The 22,503-nt window shown below is 21.7% G+C and carries 11 protein-coding genes, 1 tRNA gene and 1 pseudogene; all 13 read right to left on the bottom strand.

Annotation, left to right across the window (positions count from 1 at the left end; all coding sequences use genetic code 11):
- Positions 1-39: 39 nt before the first annotated feature.
- Positions 40-1,311, bottom strand: coding sequence for a tRNA lysidine(34) synthetase TilS (gene tilS / locus ACHMP6_RS00065; protein WP_412097492.1), 1,272 nt, complete (start codon positions 1,309-1,311; stop codon positions 40-42).
- Between the two features lie 12 nt (positions 1,312-1,323).
- Positions 1,324-3,069, bottom strand: a complete 1,746-nt coding sequence (gene aspS, locus ACHMP6_RS00060; protein ID WP_412097491.1) for an aspartate--tRNA ligase — start codon at positions 3,067-3,069, stop codon at positions 1,324-1,326.
- Positions 3,059-4,345 carry a histidine--tRNA ligase gene (gene hisS, locus ACHMP6_RS00055; RefSeq protein WP_412097490.1) on the bottom strand — a complete coding sequence of 429 codons (1,287 nt, stop codon included), beginning with the start codon at positions 4,343-4,345 and terminating at the stop codon, positions 3,059-3,061. The genes aspS and hisS overlap by 11 nt, the downstream gene beginning before the upstream one ends.
- A gap of 11 nt (positions 4,346-4,356) precedes the next feature.
- The gene (locus ACHMP6_RS00050; protein ID WP_412097488.1) at positions 4,357-6,615 is read right to left on the bottom strand and encodes a RelA/SpoT family protein; all 2,259 of its coding nucleotides are present in this window, start codon (positions 6,613-6,615) and stop codon (positions 4,357-4,359) included.
- Positions 6,616-6,701: 86 nt separating this feature from the next.
- Complete coding sequence (gene mnmA / locus ACHMP6_RS00045) at positions 6,702-7,844, bottom strand: tRNA 2-thiouridine(34) synthase MnmA (protein ID WP_412097486.1); 1,143 nt, start codon at positions 7,842-7,844, stop codon at positions 6,702-6,704.
- 55 nt (positions 7,845-7,899) lie between these two features.
- Positions 7,900-9,639: a nitrilase-related carbon-nitrogen hydrolase gene (locus ACHMP6_RS00040; protein ID WP_412097485.1), complete on the bottom strand. Its 1,740-nt coding sequence runs from the start codon at positions 9,637-9,639 to the stop codon at positions 7,900-7,902.
- 98 nt (positions 9,640-9,737) lie between these two features.
- On the bottom strand, positions 9,738-10,451 hold the full coding sequence (locus ACHMP6_RS00035; protein ID WP_412097483.1) for a YitT family protein: 714 nt from the start codon (positions 10,449-10,451) through the stop codon (positions 9,738-9,740).
- A gap of 64 nt (positions 10,452-10,515) precedes the next feature.
- Positions 10,516-11,607 (bottom strand): peptide chain release factor 2, encoded by a 1,092-nt coding sequence (gene prfB, locus ACHMP6_RS00030; protein WP_412097481.1) that lies wholly within the window; start codon positions 11,605-11,607, stop codon positions 10,516-10,518.
- 45 nt (positions 11,608-11,652) lie between these two features.
- Positions 11,653-14,088: a preprotein translocase subunit SecA gene (gene secA / locus ACHMP6_RS00025; protein WP_412097480.1), complete on the bottom strand. Its 2,436-nt coding sequence runs from the start codon at positions 14,086-14,088 to the stop codon at positions 11,653-11,655.
- Between the two features lie 383 nt (positions 14,089-14,471).
- The gene (locus ACHMP6_RS00020) at positions 14,472-15,812 is read right to left on the bottom strand and encodes an FAD-dependent oxidoreductase (RefSeq protein WP_412097479.1); all 1,341 of its coding nucleotides are present in this window, start codon (positions 15,810-15,812) and stop codon (positions 14,472-14,474) included.
- A gap of 294 nt (positions 15,813-16,106) precedes the next feature.
- Positions 16,107-21,062 (bottom strand): DNA polymerase III subunit alpha, encoded by a 4,956-nt coding sequence (gene polC, locus ACHMP6_RS00015; protein WP_412097478.1) that lies wholly within the window; start codon positions 21,060-21,062, stop codon positions 16,107-16,109.
- A gap of 136 nt (positions 21,063-21,198) precedes the next feature.
- A tRNA-Leu gene (locus ACHMP6_RS00010) sits at positions 21,199-21,285 on the bottom strand.
- A 159-nt stretch (positions 21,286-21,444) separates the two neighbouring features.
- Positions 21,445-22,419 (bottom strand): annotated as a pseudogene (locus tag ACHMP6_RS00005) (NAD(P)-dependent malic enzyme); the annotation flags it as partial.
- Positions 22,420-22,503: the final 84 nt, after the last annotated feature.

Below are 22,503 nucleotides of genomic sequence, written 5' to 3'. Positions count from 1 at the left end.
AAAACCAAAATAATTATCCAAATGTAATTTAATTAACATTTATAAAAATTTTAAACCTAAATAAATAAAATTTTTATTTCCTAAAGTGGAATTAATATAAAGTTCAGGAATCCAAATAATAACATTATTTTTATCTACTATGCAAAATAATTGTTCTCTTTCGAAAGAAATAATTTTTTTTTCAATTAAAAATTTCCTTAGTTTTTTTGTACCGAAAGGAAATTGCAAAATATCTCCTGGAATTCTTTTTCTTAAAATAAATGGTGTTGAAATATTATTTAAATTAAAATTTACTTTTATTATTTTATCACAAAAAAATAATAATTTTCTATTTGTACAAGAATATAATAAAATTTTTTTATTATTTTGATGAAAAAATTTATTTTTTAATTCTTTTTTCGTTAAATCAAAATATTCATAAGTTTTTATAAAATCCCATTTTTTGTTTAATTCCCATTTAATATTGGGCTTATAAAAATTTTTTATTCCTTTAATAATATTTTTTATTAAAAAAAAATTTTTATTAATTTTATGTTTTTCAAACAAAAATAAAATAATATCTTGTTGCACAATATCATGTAGCTCTAAAAAAGATTTCAAACAAAAACCATTCTTTTTTTTATTTTTTTTTAAAAAAATATTGGTTTTTTTTCTTATAAAATCATAAGTTTCAGACATTTGCATATGAAAATGTTTAATATTTTTTAAAAAATTATTATTAATAGACTTAAAAAAAGGAATTATTTGATTTCTTATTTTATTTCTAGTATATTTATTTGAATTATTAGTTTCATCTTCTATAAAAGAAACTTTATTTTTCAAAGCATAATCGATAATTTTTTGTTTCGAAATATACAAAAATGGTTTTAAAAAAAAGAAATCATCATCTTTAGAAATTACTTGCATTCCGGCATATCCTAATAAAGAACTTCCGCGAGAAAGTTTAAAAAAAATAGTTTCCGACAAATCATCTAATTGATGAGCTGTTAATATATAATTAGTTTTGTATAAAAAAGCAATTTCTTTTAATTTTTTTTTTCTCAATATTCTGGATTCATTTTGAATATTTTGGGAGGAAAGTTTTAACTCAAAATAATAAAAAGGGATATTATTGTCATTACAATATTTTTGAATTATTAATTTATCTTTAAAAGATTCTTTCCTTAATAAATGATTAAAATGAACTACAACTAATTTATATTTTTCTTTATATAAAAATTGCAATAAAGTCATAGAATCAATTCCACCACTTACAGAAATAATATAAAAATTATTTTTATTCAAATCAACAGATAATTTTTTTTTAAACACAATATTCCTTTTTTATTTTTTTAGTAATTTAATTTTTAAATCTGATAAATTTTCTTCTTCTATAAAACTAGGAGTTTCTAACATTAAATCTTGTCCGCTTTGAGTTTTTGGAAAAGCAATTACATCTTTAATATTGTTAGTTTTTGTTAAAAGCATTACTAAACGATCTAATCCTAAAGCAAAACCGCCATGCGGAGGAGTTCCATATTTAAGAGATTTAATAAAAAAACCAAAACGTTTTTCTATGTTTTTTTCAGAAAAACCTAATATTTTAAAAATTAATTCTTGAACATCTGATCTATAATTTCTTAAAGAACCGCCTCCTATTTCATATCCATTCCAAACTAAATCATAAGAATTTGCTTTTATATCTTCTGGTTTTTCGTGCCATAATGAATCAATTTCTAAAGGAGATGTAAAAGGGTGATGCATAGAATAGTATATTTTGTCTTTTTCGTTAAATTCAAATAAAGGAAAATCAACTACCCAAATTAAAGATTCTTTATCAGTATTTATAAAATTTAAATCTTTTCCTAATTTATTTCTTAAAAAACCTAGAGCTTTTAAAGCATTATTATAAAATTCTTTATTTTCTAGGGATAAAATTGTAAAAAAACAAATTTCATTATCTTGAGAAAAAAAATCTTTTTTAATAAATTCACTAAATTTTCCTTTGATAATATTATTTTTTTTAGTTAAAACGTTTAATTCTAAATTATATTGTTTTTTTAACAATTCTTTATAATGATTTATTTTTTTATTGCTTAATTTGTTTTCTTCATTTGTATTAATTTTAAATTTAATTCCTTTGATTTGAGTTTGTTGATTAATTAAAATTTTTTTTTCAAAAAAATCAGTAAATTCTTCAATTAATAAATCTATTCTTAAATCAGGCTTATCACTACCATAAAAATTCATACAATCTTCATATTTTAATCTTAAAAAAGGTATTTTTAAATTAATTTTCAAAATTTCTTTAAAAAGTTCATATATAATTTCTTCTATTAATGAGAGAATTTTATCTCTATTAAAAAAAGAAGTTTCAATATCAACTTGAGTAAATTCTGGTTGTCTATCTGATCTTAAATCTTCGTCTCTAAAACAACGAGCAATTTGAAAATATCTTTCAAAACCAGCAATCATATATAATTGTTTAAAAATTTGTGGAGATTGAGGTAAAGCATAAAATTTATGTTCATGAATTCTAGAAGGTACTAAAAATTCTCGAGCTCCTTCAGGGACTAATTTAGATAAGATAGGTGTTTCTAATTCCAAAAAATTATTTTTTAAAAGTGTTTTTCTAATATTTTGGGTTATTTTATGTCTCTGAATTAAATATTGTTGTTTTTCTTCTCTTCTTAAATCTAAATAACGGTATTTTAACCTATATTCTTCTGCAGCTTCTATTTTATCTAAAACATTTAAAGGAAGCGGTTCAGCTAAAGAAAAAATATTAATTTTGGCAACAGAAATTTCTATATCTCCGTTTTTTAAATTATAATTTTTATTAATTCTTTCGATTACTGTTCCTTCTATCTCTACAACACTTTCGATTGTTATTTCTGAAATTAATTTATATTGTTCATTTTTACTATCTACAACTAGTTGAATATTACCAGAAATATCTTTTAGAATTAAAAAAATTTTATTACCTAAATTTCTTTTTCTGGAAATCCATCCTTTTAGATGAACTTTTTGTCCTATTTTTTGAAATGTTATTTCATTTATTTCATTATTTACGATATATTTATTTTTCACTTGATAATTCCTTAATTAAAAATTCTATAGTTTCTTTTTCATTTAAAGTGTACACAAAATCAGTATTAATTTTTTTAATAGTTAACTTATTATTTTGAATTTCTTTTTTTCCTATAAAAATAATATATTTTGGTTTTTCTTTTAAAATTTTTTTAAAATTTTTTTCAAAATGAAAATTATTATAATTCATCTCAGATATAATTTTATTTTTTCTTAGTTTATATAGAAAATCAAAAGATTTTAATAAAAATTGTTCTTCTAAAACTAACAAAAAAACATCTAAATTATTTTTTTTATTTAAATGTTTAAAAAAATTTTGTTCATCTAAAATTTCAACTAAACGCTCTAAACCGAAAGCAAATCCTATACTATTAGAATTTTTTCCTCCAAATAAAGAAATTAATTCATTATATGATCCTCCTCCGCCTAAAACAATTTCTTTGCCATAAGAAGGAATAATAATTTCGAAAACTAAATCATTATAATAATCTAATCCACGAACTAATTTAGGATCAATTTGAAAATTAATTTTTTTATTTTTTAAAATATTTGTTGTTTTTTCAAATTTTAAAAAAGAATCTTCTGATAAAAAATCTAAAATAACAGGTGTTTTTTGAAAAAATTCCTTTTCACGACATTTTTTGCAATCGAAAATTCTTAAAATATTTTTTTCCATCCTATTTAGACATAAATTGCATAAATATTGTTTATTTTTTTCAATATATGGGTAAAAAACATTTAAAAAATTATCACGAGTATTTTTATCCCCTAAAGTATTAATTTTGATTAAAGCATTTTCAAGATTAAAAATTCGTAAAAAATCTTGAATTAATAAAATAATTTCTATTTCAGATAAAAAATTTTTCAAATTAAGAGTTTCAGCTCCTATTTGATGAAATTGTCGATAACGACCTTTTTGAGGTCTTTCATATCTAAAAAAAGGTCCTATATAAAAAAATTTATAAGTCTTTTCTAAATAATTTAATTTGTTTTCAATATAACTACGTACTATAGAAGCAGTACCTTCTGGTCTTAAAACTAATATTCTATCCTTTTTATCTTTAAATTTAAAAGTTTCTTTCATAACCATATCGGAAAATTGATTAGAACGATAAAAAACTTCATTATATTCCAAAATAGGGGTTCTTATTTCATGAAAATTATATTTACTGAAAAGTTCTTTTGCTTTATTTTCAACAAATTTCCATTTTTCTAATTCCTCGAATATTAAATCTTTAGTACCTTTTATTTTATTTATTTTTTGTATTTTTTTCATGTAATTATCGATTAATTTATTCCTCTATATATTTGATAAATATTTTTCATTTTTGATAAAGAAAAAAATATTTTCTTCATTTCTATTATATTAGAAAGTGAAACTCGTAAACGAATAATAATTTCTGAATTTTCGTAATTTTTAAAAAATTTAATTTTTAAAATATCAATTTTTAAAAAATTTAATTTTTTAATAATTTCATTAACTAAAGAAGTATCATATTTCGCAATAATACAAATCCAAGCACTATATTTTGAATTAGAATTTTGATTCCAAAAAGAATTAATTAATTTTTCATTATCAAAATTTTTTAAATTTGGACATTCTTTTTTATGAATTTTGACGCCTTTTTCTTTGGTAATAAAACCTATAATTTCTTCTCCTCTCACAGGAGAACAACAATTAGCTATTTCTAATTTAGTTCTATAATTTGGTCTATCTTCTATGAAAATATCTATTTGGTTTTTAATATTTTTGTTTTTAAAGTTTTTGATTTTATCAGGTAATAAAAAATTATGATTTTTTATTTTTTTTAAATTTTTTATTTTATCAATAACATTATTAATGTTAATTTTTTTATTAGCTATAGCTTCATAAAAATCATTTATATTTTTGATTTCTGTTTTATTAAAATTGATATTAATAAAATTATTGTCTAATTTAAAATCTTCTATTTTATAAAAAATAAGTTTTTTGTGTAAAATTTCTTTTCCTATTTGGGATAAAGACATTTTTTCTTGTTTTTGTTTATTTAAAAATCTTTTAATTAATTTTTTCGCATAACTAGTTTTTACTATATTAAACCATTCTTGTTTAACTCTTAAAATATTTGAATTAGTTTTAATAGAAATTACATCACCATTTTTTAATTGATAATTTATGGGTACAATTTTTCCATTTACAAAACCATTAGTAATTTTATATCCTAAATCTGAATGTATTCTAAAAGCAAAATCAATTAAAGTTGAACCTGAAGGAAATTCAAACACTTCTTGTTTAGGTGTAAAAACATAAACATTTTGCCCTAAAATATCATTCTTAATCGCATCTACAAAATTTTTTGAATCTTTATTGAAATAATTTTCAGATTCTTCAGTAATTTTAATTAATTCTTTATACCATCTTAATTTATTAACTATTTCTAATTGTTTGGTTTCTTTAGAATAAACTTTATTTTCTTTATAACCCCAGTGAGCAGCAATGCCGTATTCGGCAATTTTATCCATTTCTTTGGTTCTTATTTGAATTTCAAATAATAAACCATCTTTAGATAAAACAGTATTATGTAAGGATTGATATAAATTAGATTTAGGAATAGCTATATAATCTTTAAATCTTAAAGGTATGGGAGAATAATGAGTATGAATAATGCCTAAACAATAATAGCACAATTCTACTTTATCCACAATAATTCTAACAGCCAATAGATCGAAAATTTCTGTAAAATCTAATTTTCTTTGTTTCATTTTTTTAAAAATACTATATATATTTTTACTTCTTCCTGTGATGGAAAAATTCTTAATATTAGATTTATAAAATAATTTTTTTATATTTCGAATAATATTATTTATAGAATTTTCTCTTTCGTTTTTTTTCATGTTAATTAAATTGGAAATATAATAATATTTTTCAGGATTAATGTATCTAAAAGCTAAATCTTCTAATTGATATTTTATAGAAAATAAACCCAATCTATGAGTTAGAGGGACATATATACTTAAAGTTTCTTGTGAAATACGTATTTGTTTATCTGGTCTTAAGTGCTGTAAAGTTTTCATATTATGCAATCTATCTGCTATTTTTAGCAGTATAACTCTAATATCTTTAGCCATAGCCAAAAACATGTTTTGTTGATTTTCTATTTCTCTTTGTTTTTGGTTAAAAACTAATTTAGATAATTTAGTAGTATTCAGGACTATATCAGCTACATCCTGTCCCACTATTTCTTTTAATTCTTTATAAGTTAAATCTGTATCTTCTAATACATCATGCAATAAACTCGCCATTAAAGTATTTGGCTCACTTTTTAAATCAGCTAAAGTTTGAGCGACAGAAATAGGATGAATAATAAAATTTTCTCCTGTTACTCTTTTTTGATTTTCATGTTTCTTTTTAGCCAAAAAGAAACATTGATTAATTTTTTCTAAAATATTCTTATCTTTGATATAATTGCAAATAGTTTTGACTAAATTATTATACAAAAATTCTTCATTTTCGATTTTATTATTGTTTCTTTTTATTAAATTAAATAACAATTTTTTTAACTCCAATTTAAAATTATATAATTTTCTTTATTATTTTTTTTCTATTTATTTTTAATTTAAACCCACAATATTAACGTCAAAACTATAAAAAATTAAACATATAAAAGTTTTTTATTTTTTAAAAAAACTTCTTTAATCATACCAGCACCTAAACAAAATTCATCTTTATAAAAAGCGCAAATTTGCCCAGGAGTAACTGATTTTATTTTTTGAGGATAATAAATTTTAACAGTTTTTTCGTTTAACCAAATCATTTCTATGTCTTGATCTGGTTGACGATAACGAAATTTTGCTTTCATTTTCATTTTACCATTATTTTGATAAATATCATAACTTCTCCATACAATATCCACAACTATAGCAGAATCACTATATAAATAAGGACTATCAATATTTTGATCAACATAAAGAGTATTGGTTTTCAAATCTTTTCCTACTACAAACCAAGGAGAAGAATTTTCTTTAGTAACTTTCAAATTTAATCCTTTTCTTTGGCCAATAGTGTATTTTATTACTCCTTCATGTTCTTTTAAAAAAACATTATTGACATCTTTAATAGGACCTTTTTGGAAATTTAAATAATTCTTTAAAAAAGAAAAAAATTTTCTTTCCCCGATAAAGCAAATACCTGTAGAATCTTTTTTATTAGCATTAATGAGTTTTAACTCTGAAGCAATTTTTCTTACAGATTCTTTTGTAATATGCCCTAAGGGAAAAATAATATTTTCTAATTGTTTTTGTTTTAATTGAGATAAAAAATAAGTTTGATCTTTATTTTTATCAAAAGCTTTGGTTAAAACTGGTTTTTTATTTATATAGGTAATATTAGCATAATGACCCATAGCTATATAATCAGGGTTAAATTTAGAGGCATAATCTATAAAAGTTGAAAATTTAATCTTATTATTACATAAAACATCTGGATTAGGAGTTAAATTTTTTTTTAAAAGTGATAAAAAATTAGAAAAAACTTCTTTCCAATATTCTTCTGTAAAATTAACTTTGTGAAGTTTAATTTTCAATTGTTGAGCTACAGCCAAAGCATCTTTAAAGTCTTGCTCTTGGGGACAAATATTTTCATTAATAAAGGGGTTCCCTTGGATATCATAATTCAAACTACTATCCCAATTACGCATAAAAATTCCTTCTACTTCGTAACCTTGTTTTTTTAATAAAAAAGCAGATACACTACTATCTACGCCTCCAGACATTCCAATAATTACTTTTTTTTTCATTTTCCCTCTTTAAAATAATTTTTAAATATTTTTTATTAATTTTTTATATATTAATTTAATTCATAAAATCTAAAAAAATGGGCAATTGTAATTCCGTTCTAAAAGAAACACTATTTTCTATAATTTTAGGACCAGGAGCCATTTGTTGCCTCTTATGATGAGAATTATAAAATTTTTTAATATATTTTCTAGTCAATTCTAAACTTTTTTCAAAAGTTAACATAAAAGTTTTACTAATTAAATATGCTATTTTTTCTGTATTAAAATTGTTATTCAAACGATGAAATAAAATAAAATCTTCTATTAAAATTTTTAAAGATAAAAATTCATTTATTTTTTTTAAATAAAATTCTTTTAATTTTGGATTTATAGATATAATTTTTTCTTCAAAATAAAAAATAATTAATTCTGCCATTAAAGTGTTAGGTATCCCTAAATTAACATTATATATATAGTCATAATCACAATATTTCGAAGAAACTTTTCCTAAAGCTATTTCAGATAAATTATCACTTTCTAAAATTATTTTTTTGTCTTTTATTTTTTTACTTAAAAATAATTTTTTATCCATAATTGAATTAATTCCTAATTCTGTCAAAAATTCATTAATTAAGAAAAATAATTCTTCTTCTTTAAAATATTTTTTCTCTATTATAACAATTACATTATCTAAAGAAATTTTATTCATTTTTAAACTTTGAATAGCAACCATAAGAGTTAAAAATTCATTTATTCTGTCTCTTAGTTTTAAAATAATTTTAGCGTTTTTAATATTCAATATTTTAGTTTTTAAAGATTTAACCTGAATAATGTGTGATAATTTTAAATTTTCTTTTAATTCTGGAACTTCAACAAAAGGTTTAGGTGAGAAAGGCTTTTCAAAGTGATAATTTTCAGTTTCTTCTAATTGAAAATAAGATTTTAAAAAAGGAAATTCTTTACCTATTTTTTGATCAGCAAAAGTAGTATCTACTCTACGCTGAAATTTAATAACATCGACAAAAACATCTACAATTAAATTTTTGTCTTCATCAAATAAATTTTTTTCACCAATTACATTACCTAAAACAGCAGCTATTTTATGACTAGAAAAAATAGTATTTGTAACAGATTCTGTAATACCACTACTAGTATAAAAATATCCGCCTATTTGTTTTCTAGAATGATTTAAAACAGCCATTTTACGAAAATTTACTTTACCAATATGTTCAGTAGAAGCTGATAAATTGAAAATAAGATGAGCTCCGTTTAAAACTAATAAATCACTAGGGGATTCAATATTCCATAAATCTTGACATATTTCTACACCAAAAATAATATCAAATTTTTTATTAATAAATAAAATATCACCAATAGGAACTTTTTGACCAAGAAAATCAATAATTCTACTTTTTATTATTTTTCCAGAACTAAACCATCTTTTTTCATTAAATTCTTTATAATTAGGTATTGTTTGTTTTGGAACAATTCCCAAAATCTTTTTATTTTGAACAACTACTGCTATATTTAATATTAATCCTTCAGAAAAAAAGAACGGCATCCCAATAAAATAAACTCCTTTAAAATTATTATTATTAATTATAAAATTTAAAGCTTTTAAATTTTCTTCTAAAAAAGCAGTATCAAAAAATAAATCTCCTGATGAATACCCACTTAAACATAATTCAGAAAATAAAACAAAACTAGACTTACTTTTATTTAAAACTTTAATAATAGTTTGAGCATTTTTATATGGATTACCCACATTTAAATCAGGATTTGATAATTCTATTTTTAAAAAACCTTTTTTATACATTATTTTTTTTTCCTTTCTGGCTTATAATAAAAATAATTTAATCCTAAGGTAAAAATTTTTTTAAAAAAAAAAAAAAATAAAATTCTTATTTTTTTTCATCAACTATTTTTTAAAGGGCTTGTTTTTTCCATAATAAAACCAATAATTAAAATAGATAAAAAAGAAAAAAATAATCTTATTGAAGATTGAGTTAAAAAATAATATAAATTAAAATCTTTTATACTCTCGAAAAATATAGAACAAAATATAATTATACCATCAGTCAAAAATACTACTATCATAAAATTAATGCCACAAATATCTTTTAATATTTTCTGAAAAATATCTATTCCTCCAGTAGTATATCCTAACCGACGAATATTACTTAAAGCTAAACCAATAAAAAATCCACCTACAACAGAAGCTAATGTTAATTTTAAATATATATTATCTCGACAAATAATTTGTAATAAAAAACTTTGATTTTCATCTCCAAAAAAACGAGCTAAAAATAAAACTCCGAAATTTAATATAATAACTAAAACAACAGTTTTATAAAAAAAATCTTTTCCGAATACTTTATAACCAACTAATAAAGCTAAAATATTATAAAAAATCATAAAATTAGTAATTATAATATCTGACATTTTATGTTTAAAAAAGAAAAATTCCAAAAATTGAACTGTTAATATTGATAAACCATCAATACCTCCAGTATTCAATCTAGTCCCAAAAGTTAAAAAATAAATAACCATAATTAAAATCAAATCATTAAAAATTAAATATGACCATTTATATAAATTACTGTTTTTTAATTGTTTATTTTGTATCATTGAAAAACCTTTTACATTTATTAGTATTTTAGAGAAATTTTTAGATAAATTTTTGAATTAATAATTACTTTTTCCTTAAAAAAGCATGAATAAAATCTTCTATTTCTCCATCCATAATTAAATTAATTTGACCAGATTCGCAATTAGTACGATGATCTTTCACCATTTGATAAGGATGAAAAATGTAACTTCTTATCTGGTTTCCCCAACTAATATCTTTTTGATTCTTTTTAAAACTTTGTGTTTTTTCTTTTTGTTGTTCAATTGCTAATTGTAACAATTTTATTTTTAAAATTTGCAAAGATTTTTCTTTGTTTTTTATTTGACTTCTTTCGTTTTGACAATTCACTACTATATTACTAGGAAAATGAGTTATTCTCACTGCAGAATCAGTAGTATTTACATGTTGTCCTCCGGCACCGCTACTCCTAAAAACATCAACTCTTATATCTTCATCTTTTACTTCTATTTGAATATCTTCATTAATTTCTGGAAGAACTTCACAAGAAGCGAAAGAAGTATGCCTCCTAGAATTTGAATCAAAAGGAGAAATTCTTACTAATCTATGTACCCCTTTTTCAGATTTTAAATAACCATAAGCATGAAGTCCTTTTATGGAAAAACTAACAGATTTTAAGCCAGCTTCTTCTCCTTCTTGTAAATGTAATATTTTAATTTTAAATTTTTTTTTTTGAGCATATTTCTGATACATATTAAATAACATTTCGCACCAATCCTGGGATTCAGTTCCTCCTGCTCCAGAATGTAATAACAAAATAGCGTTATTTTCATCATAAGGTTGATTCAATAAAACATCAATTTCGAATTTTTTTATTTTTTTTTGAATCAATTCTAGTTCTTTAATCAATAATAAAAAATCTTTTGTATTTTCTTCAGTTATTTGAAATAGAACATTTAAATCGTTAAAACTTTTTTTAAAATTATTAAAAATACTAATTTGTTCTTTAATTCTATGAAGTTTTTGAGTAAAATTTATAACATCATTATTATTTTTTTTCCAAAAAGAAGAATTTTCCATCATTAAATTTAAATTTTGTATTTCTTTTTGTTTTTCTTTTAAATTTATTTTTTCTTCTAAAGCAGTTAAAATATTTTTAAGACTCTCTAAAATTTTATTAACTTCATACATTTCCATAAATTTTAATAAAATTCCTTTCAAATCCTAATAAAATTTCTATTATCATTTAGAAATAATATTTTCTAATACAGATGATTTTAAAATCATACAACTAATATCAAAAGAGATATTTTGTATCATTTCATTAAAAAATTTTTGTCCTTCTGTTTGATAAACCATCAAAATATTTTGTTGTCCGTAACCAACAAAATTAATACTTTTTCTTAAAGAAAGCATTAATGAAATATGTTTTTTAAAATGCATATCAATATTGTTTAATATAATTTCTTTTAAGAAAATAAAATATTTTTTCTCATTAATATTATTAAGTTTAATTTTTATTTTATTTAAAAGTTCTTCAACTGTTAGGAAAAGAGTTTTTTTGATTTCTATTTTAGAAAAGTTTTTATTTTCCATATATATATTTTTAAGAAGTTCTAAATTTAAAGTATTCTTAGGAAATAATGAAATTTCTAAAAAATGAATAAAATTAACTAAATTTTCTTCTTTTTTATTTTTGTTAAATTTTTTATAGAAAAATAAATCAATTTTTTGATCTAAAGTTTTTTTTATCAAACTTAAAGCTATTTTTTCGATATTAACATTATCAGATGTTAATACTTCTCTTCTTTGTTTATAAATAATATCCCTTTGAAGTCCTAAAACAGAATCAAATTGTAAAAGAAATTTTCTACTATTATAATTGCTAGATTCAATTTTTTTTTGCAAATTAGTAAAAAAATTAGTTAAAAAATTAGAAGAAATACGTTCTTTTTGTTGTTTACTTTGTTGCAATAAAGAAATTAATTTTTTAATTTTACTACCACTAAAACGTACAACTAATTCATCTTCTCCTGAAACAAAAAAACGAGAATATCCTTTATCTCCTTGTCTTCCTGAACGTCCTCTTAACTGATTGTCAATCCTTCTGGATTCATGTCTTTCTGTTCCTAAAACAGCTAAACCTCCTAATTCCTTAACTCCTTCACCTAGACGAATATCAGTACCACGTCCAGCCATATTAGTAGCTATAGTAACAGAACCTTTATTTCCTGCTTTAGCGATAATTTCAGCTTCTTTAAAATGATTTTTAGCATTTAATACTTCGTGTGGTATTTTTATTTTTTTTAATTTTTTTGAAATTTGTTCAGAAACTTCTACAGTTACAGTTCCAATTAAAATAGGTTGTTGTTTTTTAAATCTATATTCTATTTCGTTCAATAAACCTTCCCATTTATCTTTTAAATTTAAAAAAACAAAATCAGGAGCATCTTCTCTAATCATAGGTTTATTAGTAGGAATTTCTACAACTGGCATATTATAAATATTTATAAATTCTCTTTCTTCTGTTTTAGCAGTTCCTGTCATTCCTGAAAGTTTTTTATAAATACGGAAAAAATTCTGATAAGTAATAGTTGCCGAAATATCTGTTTCTTCTTTAACGGTGCATCCTTCTTTAACTTCTAAAGCTTGATGTAATCCTTCACTAAATTGACGTCCATGCAAAATTCTTCCTGTAAAATGATCGATAATTAAAACTTTATCTTTTTCTACTAAATAATCTTTATTTTTTTCTAAAATAAAATAAGCTTTTAAAGCGTTTTTAATACAATGTAATAAAATATAATTTTTCGAATTATAAAGATCTTTTGTTTGAAAAAAAATTTCCGCTTTTTTAATTCCTGATTCCGTTAATTCTATAGTTTTAGATTCTAAATCAATAAGATAATGATCCTCTTTCAGTTTTTTAACAAAACGATCTGAATCCCTATAAAAATGAATATTTTGTTTTGTTTGATTAGAAATAATTAAAGGAGTTCTTCCTTCGTCAATCAAAATTGAATCAACTTCATCTAAAATTGCATAGTTATATTTTCTTTTCATTAAAATATTAGAAAATTTCATTTCCATATTATCTCTTAAATAATCAAATCCTAATTCACTATTAGTAGAATACAAAATATCACATTCATAAGCTTGTTTTTTTGCTTCAATATTTTTTGATTTAATATTTAATCCTACAGATAATCCTAAAAATTTAAAAACTTTACCTATCAATCCATTAGCTTCTCTATCAGCTAAATATTCATTAACAGTGACAATATGAACACTTTCCCCGCTTAAAGCATTCAAATAAGCAGGTAACACAGAAGTCAAAGTTTTACCTTCTCCAGTTTTCATTTCAGCTATTTTTCCTTGATGCAAAACAATAGACCCTAGTATTTGAACACGATAACAATTTAATCCAGTTATTCTCTTAGCAGCTTCTCTAGCTAATGCAAAAGCTTCTATTAAAAGTTGATCTAAAGAAAAACCTTTTTTAAAAAGTTTCTTTAATCTCTCTGTTTCTTTAGGAAAATCTTCATCTCTTAGCTTACTAGTATAAACTTGTAATTTATCTATTTTATCAACAATTTTGTTATTTCTTTTCAAGAATCTATTAGAAGGATTAAATAAACCTTTTATCCAATGAAATAATTTTTTTATTAAATTAAACATAATTATTACTTTTTAAAAACCTTTCTTATGTTAAAAAATTATTTTTTATAATTTAAAAAAATTATAATTTTTTTATTAAATATTAAAATTTTTATTTATTTTAATGAATCAATTTTTATAATTTTTAAAATATAAAGTATAAAATTTATGAAAATTAATCAATTATTTCCATATTTCACAATATAATGTTTAAAAATTATATAAATTAGATTTTTATAATTAAAGTTTTTAAAAAAATAGACATTAATATAAATAAAACTATGTTTTATATTTATTATATATTTTATATATCAATAAAAATAGAAACATAGTTATAATTATAATTTTTTATTTATTTATTTAATCTAAAATTTAAAAAGAATTAAAATTTTTGTTTATGTTATTTATTTTTTTGAATCTAAAGCTTTTAAACCAGCCAAATTTAACAAACTCCATGGTTTATTGTAATAAGGGTTAAAAAAGAAATCCACAAAAGCTAATTCATTCATAGACATATTCTTTTGAATGCAAACACTTAAAGTATTCATTTTTTCAGTTAAATCAGCAGTAGATAAAATTTGTCCACCTAAAATTTTATTTGTTTCTTTATTGAAAACAATTTTTAATAAAACAGAATCAAAATTGTTCATAAATTCAGGTCTATTAGCGTCTTTAATAAGAACAGAATCGCAATTAATACCTAAAAACTTAGCAAAATTCTCAGTCATACCTGTAGAAGAAATATTTAATTCAAAAATTTTAACACAACTTGTTCCTTGTGTACCAGAATATTTTTGTACATTATTTTTAATATTTAAACCAATAATAGTTCCCATTCTAATAGCGCTAGTAGCTAAAGGAATGTAAGAAGATTTTTGAGTAGGATTGAAATAAATATTAGTGCAATCTCCACAAGCAAAAACATCTTTTTGTGAAGTTTGTAAAAATTCATTAACTTCTATAGCTCCATTAGGTGATTTTTTTAAAAATTCTCCTACTAATTTTGTATTAGGTAAAAAACTTACACACATAATAACCATTTCAGTTTCAAAAGAACCTTTATCAGTTTTAACATGAGTTACTAAATTATTTTTAACAATAAAATCAGTAACTTTATGACCTAATAATAATTTAACGTTGTTCTTTTTTAAAGTTTCTTCAGTTATTTTTGTAAATTCTTCATCTAAATATTTAGACATAACTCTATCTTGAATATCTATCATAGTAACTTCTTTACCTTGATGAATAAAAGCTTCAGCTAATTCTATTCCGATATAACCAGCCCCTACTATAGTTATTTTATTAATATTTTTAGCATATTCAATAATTTTATTAGCATGTTCTAAATTTTTGGAAATTAATACATTTTTTGAATTTATTCCTTCTATTTTAGGAATAACAGGCCAAGAACCAGTAGATAAAACTAATTTATCAAATTTATCTATAAATTCTTCATTATTTTTTAAATTTTTCACTAAAATCTCTTTTTTGTCAAAATCAATTTTTAAAACATCGTGTCTTAATTTTACATCAGCTCCCATATGAATTAATTCTTCAGGATTGGAATAAAACAAACCTTTCTTATCTTTAACAATTCCGCCAATATATAATGCTATTCCACAAGAAAGAAAAGATACATTATCATTTCTTTCATAAACAGATACTTTGATATCATCATTATTATTTATCATTGTTTTAACTGCGGCAGTGCCGGAATGAGTACACCCAATAACTATTACTTTCACTTTTTTCTCCTATTAAAATTATTTTATATAATTTTGAAAAATAAATAAAAAAGAAATAAATAATTTTCTTATAATAAATTTTCTTTAACAACACTAGTAATAATAATTAATAAAATTTTTATGTATATGCGTATATGTGAAAAACTTTAAAAAATATATTATACATAAAATACCAAAATTATTGATATTAAATTTTTTATTACCTTGTTATTATTATAATAAATATTTTGAATTAAAAAAAAGATATTTTTGATATTTTTTGGATATTAATGTTTTTTATATAAAAAATTTATTTTATTCTTCGGGCAATTTTTCTATTATTCTAAATTCATCTTTCATTTTTTTAAGAAGGGTTTTGTTAATTTTAATTCTCGTTAGAAAATCTTTTTGAGTAAATAACTTATTTTCCCTTTCTTTAACAATATTTTCGGCTAATACTTTTCCTAAACCATCAATAGAAATAAAAGGCATAATTAAATATTTATTTTTTTCGATAATAAAATTATATGCATCAGATTTATTTAAATCAATTTGCAAAAATTTAAATCCTCTTGAAATCATTTCAGAAGCGTTTAATAAAGTATTAAAAATATTTTGTTCTTTAGCAGTAATATTTTTTCTATTTAAAGAAGACAATTTCAAATTAATTGCTTGAATATCATTAGTAACCATCAATTCATAATCAAATTGTTCCACTCTAGTAGAAAAAAAACCACTATAAAATAGAAGAGGAAATTTTACTTTAAACCAAGCAATTCTAACAGCCATTAAAACATAAGCAGCAGCATGAGCTTTAGGAAAAAGATATTTAATTTTACTTAAAGATTTTATATACCATTCTTCTACTTTATTCTCTATTTCTTTAACTAAAACTTTCCATTCTTTAGGATTAGAATGTTGTTTTCCTTTTCGAACAAATTCCATAATTTCAAAAGCTTTTAATTTTTCGACATTTCGTTTTATTAAAGAATTCATAATATCATCACGACAACAAATAATATCATCAAAAGAAATATTTTTCCCTTTAGTATTATTTTCAAAATCACCTTGTTTTTTCAAAATATCCTGAGCATTTTTAATCCATACATCTGTTCCATGTGAAAGACCAGAAACTTTAACTAATGTAGAAAAATTAAAGTCTTTTTTTTCTTTTTGATAAATATTTTTTAACATATCAATAACAAATTTAGTTCCAAATTCAGGAATAGCTAAAGAAGAAATATTTTGAACAGTTTGAGAAAAAATTTTGTACACTTCAGCATCATCTGTAGGTATATCTTGATAACGTTTAAAAGAAAATTTTTCTGGATTATTATGGACATAATCCATAAAAAATTTAATTAACATAGGATCATCATGTCCTAAAATATCCATTTTAAATAAATTATTTTCAAATGAATGATAATCAAAATGAGTAGTTTTCCAAGTAGCGGTAATATCATTAGCAGGAAATTGAACCGGAGTGATTTCAAAAATAGAAGTTTCATTAGGAACGACTACAATGCCCCCTGGATGTTGTCCAGTAGAACGTTTAATACCTTCTAGAAAATGAGTTCTTCTATTTATTTCGCAAAAACGAATTTTATCTTCTAAATTTTTATCTTTAATAAATCCTTTGATATAACCAAATGCATTTCTTTTAGCAACTGTTTGAATTGTTCCTGCTCTATAAACATAATCAGAACCTAATAATTCTTTAATATAACCATGAGCTTTACTTTGATAATTACCTGAAAAATTTAAATCTATATCAGGAGTTTTATTTCCTTCAAAACCTAAAAAAGTTTCAAAAGGAATATCTTGACCATCTTTAATAAATTTTTTAAAACAAAATGGGCAATCCATATCTAGAAGATCATAACCTGAAAAAATACTTTTTATAGAACTATAATTATTTTTATCAATATTTTTAGAATTAATATAATTTTTATATTTTTTTTCTTTTTTTTCCTCTTCGCTCATTTGCGGAAAAACAGTATATTGACATTGAGAACAACGATAATGAGGTCTTAAAGGATTTACTTCAGTTATTTCTAAAACATTAGCTATTAAAGAAGAACCAATTGAACCTCGAGAACCAACTGGAAATCCTTCTTCTATTGATTTTTTTACTAACAAATAAGTTAGATAATATATAGGAGCAATACTAGGATTAGATTTAGAATTATTACTTTTATCGATAATTTTGTCAAATTCAAAAAAAATTCTTTTTTCAACTAAAGGATGCATTGGTTCTCCATAAATTGCTTTAGTTTTTTCCTTTATTAAAAATTCTATTTCTTTTTTAATACTCGGAATATTTAAATTTTTTGAAAAAGCATTATCTTTAAGGAAAAAAAGTTTTTCAGGTAATATCTGGATTTTTTCAATTTGATCATTAAGTAAATGAGTATTGTTAATAACTAAATCTTTTCTTGTTTTTTCATCTTCAATAAAAGAAAAAGAATCCAACATTTCTTGAGTAGTTAACAAATAATTATCAGGCAAATTATCATGATCATAATTAGATAACCTATGCAATCCTCCTCTAATTAATTTCGCATTAATATAAACTTCTCTATAAATTTTGTCATAAGAAGATAAATAATGTACATCTCCTGTAGCTATAACAATTTTATTTTGTTTATTCGCTTCTTTAATTATTTTAATAATAGTATCTTGAATAATTTTTATTTTATACTCCTGATTATCACCGCTTAATTCACAAATAATATGCTTATAAGCGTTTACAGGTTGAACTTCTATATAATCATAAAAAGAAATAACTTTACTTAATTCTTCATCATTTTGATATAAAGCTGTATTAAAAACTTTACCATCAAAACAACCACTTCCTATTAACAACCCTTCTCTATTTTTGACAAAATTAGATTTCATAATAATTGGTTTCTTATAAAAATCTTTAGTTAAAGCATCACTTAAAAGTAAAAATAAATTTTTATAACCAATTTGATTTTTTACTAAAAGATTAACATGATAACTTTGTTCAAGTATAAAAGGTAAAGAACCTTTTAAATCATAAAAATTAAAAATATTTTGTTCCTCTAATTTTTTAATCATTTCTAAAAAAACTAAACCAGTTGAATAAGAATCAAATAAAGCTCTGTGGTTTTGACTTTCAAGAGGGTTTTTTATTTTAAAAAATTTTGATATTTTTTGTAAATTAAAAAATTTTAAAACTGAACTAAAATGTTTTCTAGCTAAATTTAAAGTATCTATTACAGGAGTTACTGTAAAATTTAAATTTAATTTTTTAATAACTTCTTCTAAAAATCCTATATCAAAAAAAGCATTATGCGCCACTAAAACATATCCTTTGATAAAATCAAGAAATTTTGGAAAAATTTCCTCAATAGTAGGTTTGTTAATTAAATCATCATTTTGTATTCCAGTTAATTCTATAATCTTTTGACTTAAATTGATTTTGGGATTAATTAATTCATTAAAACATTCATCTGTTATTTTTCCATTTTCTATTTTTACTGCTGATATTTCTATTATTTTATCTATATTTTTAGAAAGACCAGTTGTTTCTAAATCAAAAACAACATAACTATGATTTTTTAAATTAAAATCAGAAAAATGAGTATAATCTTCTTGATTTGTGATAAAAACAGGTTTTTCTTCATTAAAATTAATTTCTAATCCTAAAATAGGTTTGATATTTTTATTTTTAGTATATTTATCAATTTCCGGATAAACATAAATACCATCATGATCTGTAAAAGCTATAGCTTCATGTTTCCATCTAATAGCTGTATCGATATAATCTTTCGCACTAGTTACAGCATCTAAATTAGACATTTTAGTATGAAGATGAAATTCAATTCTTTTTCTTCCTTTATAATCATCTAATCTTTGCAATTGGAAAGGAACAGAATTTATAATTTTATAAGGTTTATAAAAAGAATTTGTTTTATCAAAATTAAAACTAAAATAAAATTCTTGATTTTTTTCAAATTTATCAACAAAAGAATCTATTTCTACTAAAACTCCTTCTTTTAAATCTTTTCTTATATGAATCAAATTTTCTTCTTCAGGAAGGAAAAATTTTCTATATAAAATAGAATCTTTTTTTTCTAAAGGTTCTAACAAATAAAAAGAGAATAAAATGCTTTTCCCTTTTGCTACAATATACTCTTCTTTTTGTTGTACATAACCTTTAATTTTAAAATAACTATATTTTTGTCTAAATTCTTTTATTTTATCATGCGTAATAGGAATGCTGTTAAACTCAATATATTCGAATTGCTTATTTTCTTTATTAATATTTTTTTCATCATTAATTTTAATCATTTTTTTATTTTCTTCTATATCTTCTTTATCTTCGATTCCTTTAATTTTTAATTCAAACAAAAAACCATATTTTTCTTTTAAAATTAAATTTAATTCTTTTAAAGTTTTTTTTATCTTGTTTAAAACATAATTTTCAGGAATAACAAAATATTTAATTAATTTTGAATCCGAAACAAATTCACATATTTTTAATTTAAAATCAACGAAATTAATTTTATATTTAAAAATTTCAAAAACTTTATTCTCTTTTTTTTGTTTAATAATTAAATCTAAAATAAAATAAAATTTTTCATTCCATAATAAATTTTCATTGTTAATATTATCAATTTCACTAACATCTAAATAATTATTATTAGATATAAAATCATTTTTACTAATAAAAATTTTAAAGTTAAAAAAAACAGAATATTCATTAAAAAATAATTTTGTTATTTCATCTAAAAAAAAATATATTTTTTCTTCAAAATATTTTTTCGATAAATATTCAAAAATAAACAATTCAGAAATTTTAAATTCACATATTTTCAATTCAAAATTAAAAAAAATAATCTTATTTTTTAAAAAATTCAATAAACTTGCATCTTTATTTATTTTTTTAAAAACACGGTATAAAAGATTAAAAAAAATTTCTTTATCTAAGTTATTTAATTGATTTAATTCAAAAAAAACATTAATCTTTAAATTTCTTATAATTTTTTTACTTTCTTTTTCTATAAATTTATTTACTTTTTGTTCGAAATTATGCATACGTTGTATAATATCGCTTTTTATTTGATTTGTAAAAAAATATAAATTCCAAGTCTTTTTTAATACTTTAATTTTTACTTTTTTAAAAACAAAAGAAAAAGAATTATCGATATTATTATTTAAATATTGTTCAAATAAAGATATTTGGTTGCTATGATCATGAATTAATTTTTCTTTTTTTTCTTCCCTGTCTAAAGGTATAAACATTTTTATTACTCTTCTGAATAAAATTAATTTTTTTTTCTTAATATAAAAAAATAAAAAAACATTCAAAAGTAAATTTTATCAACTAAAATAATTTATTTATTTTTTTATTATTGACAAATTACTTGTGTTTATTTGCTGGTACTGATGGTCGGACTCGAACCGACATGAGTTTAATCTCGTTTGATTTTGAGTCAAATGCGTATACCGATTTCGCCACATCAGCATATTTTTTTTATTGAAAAAAGTATTATATTCTTAATAATTGTAACATATATATATGTTAATTCTAAATTATTTTTTTTATATTTTTTTGAAAAACAACTATAAAAAATAAAAATGTGTATTTTTTAAAAAAATACACAAATTTACTTATTGGAAAAAATTATTTTTTACTTAAACCTGATTTAATAGCAACTTTAGCAACTGCTTCAGCAACTTTATCAGTTATATTATGTTCAAAAATTGAAGGAACAATTTTATTTTCATTCAATTCTTTTTCTGGAAGAGCTGAACATAAAGCATGAATAGCAGCTAATTTCATTTCTTCTGTAATTTGAGTTGCACGAGCTTTTAAAGCGCCTTTGAAAACGCCAGGGAAAGCTGATAAATTATTAATTTGATTCGGGAAATCAGATCTTCCTGTAGCAACAATTCTAGCATTTCCTTTTTTAGCTTCTTCAGGCATAATTTCAGGAACTGGATTAGCTAAAGAAAATACAATAGCATCTTTATTCATAGAGGAAACCATTTGACTAGTAACTAAATTTGGTTTAGATACTCCTATAAAAACATCTTTGTTTTTTATAACTTCAGATATGCTTCCTCTTTCATTATGAATATTAGTTACTGATGCTAATTTCTTTTGCATATCGTTTAACCAATTGCAATCTTTATGAACAGCGCCATCTTTATCTACTAAAACTACATTTTTAGCTTTCAAAAGAAGCAACATTTTAGCAACGGCAATTCCCGCAGAACCTGAACCTAAAATAACTATTTCAATATTTTCAATAGATTTTTTAACTACTTTTAAAGCATTCAAAAGAGCTGCAGATACAGCAATAGCTGTACCATGTTGATCATCATGGAATACTGGTATATCTAATTTTTCTTTTAATTTTTCTTCAATGTAAAAACATTCAGGAGCTTTAAAATCTTCCAAATTAATAGCGCCAAACATAGCTGAAATTTTAGAAACTATATTGACAATTTCATCTGAATCTTCTGAATCTACACATATAGGAAAAGAATCTATGTTAGCAAATTTTTTGAATAACATTGATTTACCTTCCATAACTGGAATAGAAGCTAATGTACCAATATTACCTAATCCTAAAACAGCTGTTCCATTTGTTAATCGAGATAGAATTAGACCGTTTTTCTATTTACTAGATATTAATCTAAACCCCTCACACCACCGAACAAGCAAGTTTCCAAGCAT

The organism is Candidatus Phytoplasma palmae (genome assembly GCF_046896035.1).
GTDB classification, from domain to species: Bacteria; Bacillota_I; Bacilli_A; order Acholeplasmatales; family Acholeplasmataceae; genus Phytoplasma; species Phytoplasma palmae.
Note: the sequence above shows the minus strand (reverse complement) of the source record. Positions and strands in the feature narration are given on the sequence as shown.

Bases quoted from the DNA above. Each gene is read 5' to 3' on its own strand.
- prfB (WP_412097481.1), bottom strand. From the start codon at position 11,607: ATGGAAATGTATGAAGTTAATAAAATTTTAGAGAGTCTTAAAAATATT.
- polC (WP_412097478.1), bottom strand. From the start codon at position 21,062: ATGTTTATACCTTTAGACAGGGAAGAAAAAAAAGAAAAATTAATTCAT.
- ACHMP6_RS00035 (WP_412097483.1), bottom strand. From the start codon at position 10,451: ATGATACAAAATAAACAATTAAAAAACAGTAATTTATATAAATGGTCA.
- mnmA (WP_412097486.1), bottom strand. From the start codon at position 7,844: ATGAAAAAAAAAGTAATTATTGGAATGTCTGGAGGCGTAGATAGTAGT.
- hisS (WP_412097490.1), bottom strand. From the start codon at position 4,345: ATGAAAAAAATACAAAAAATAAATAAAATAAAAGGTACTAAAGATTTA.
- ACHMP6_RS00040 (WP_412097485.1), bottom strand. From the start codon at position 9,639: ATGTATAAAAAAGGTTTTTTAAAAATAGAATTATCAAATCCTGATTTA.
- secA (WP_412097480.1), bottom strand. From the start codon at position 14,088: ATGTTTAATTTAATAAAAAAATTATTTCATTGGATAAAAGGTTTATTT.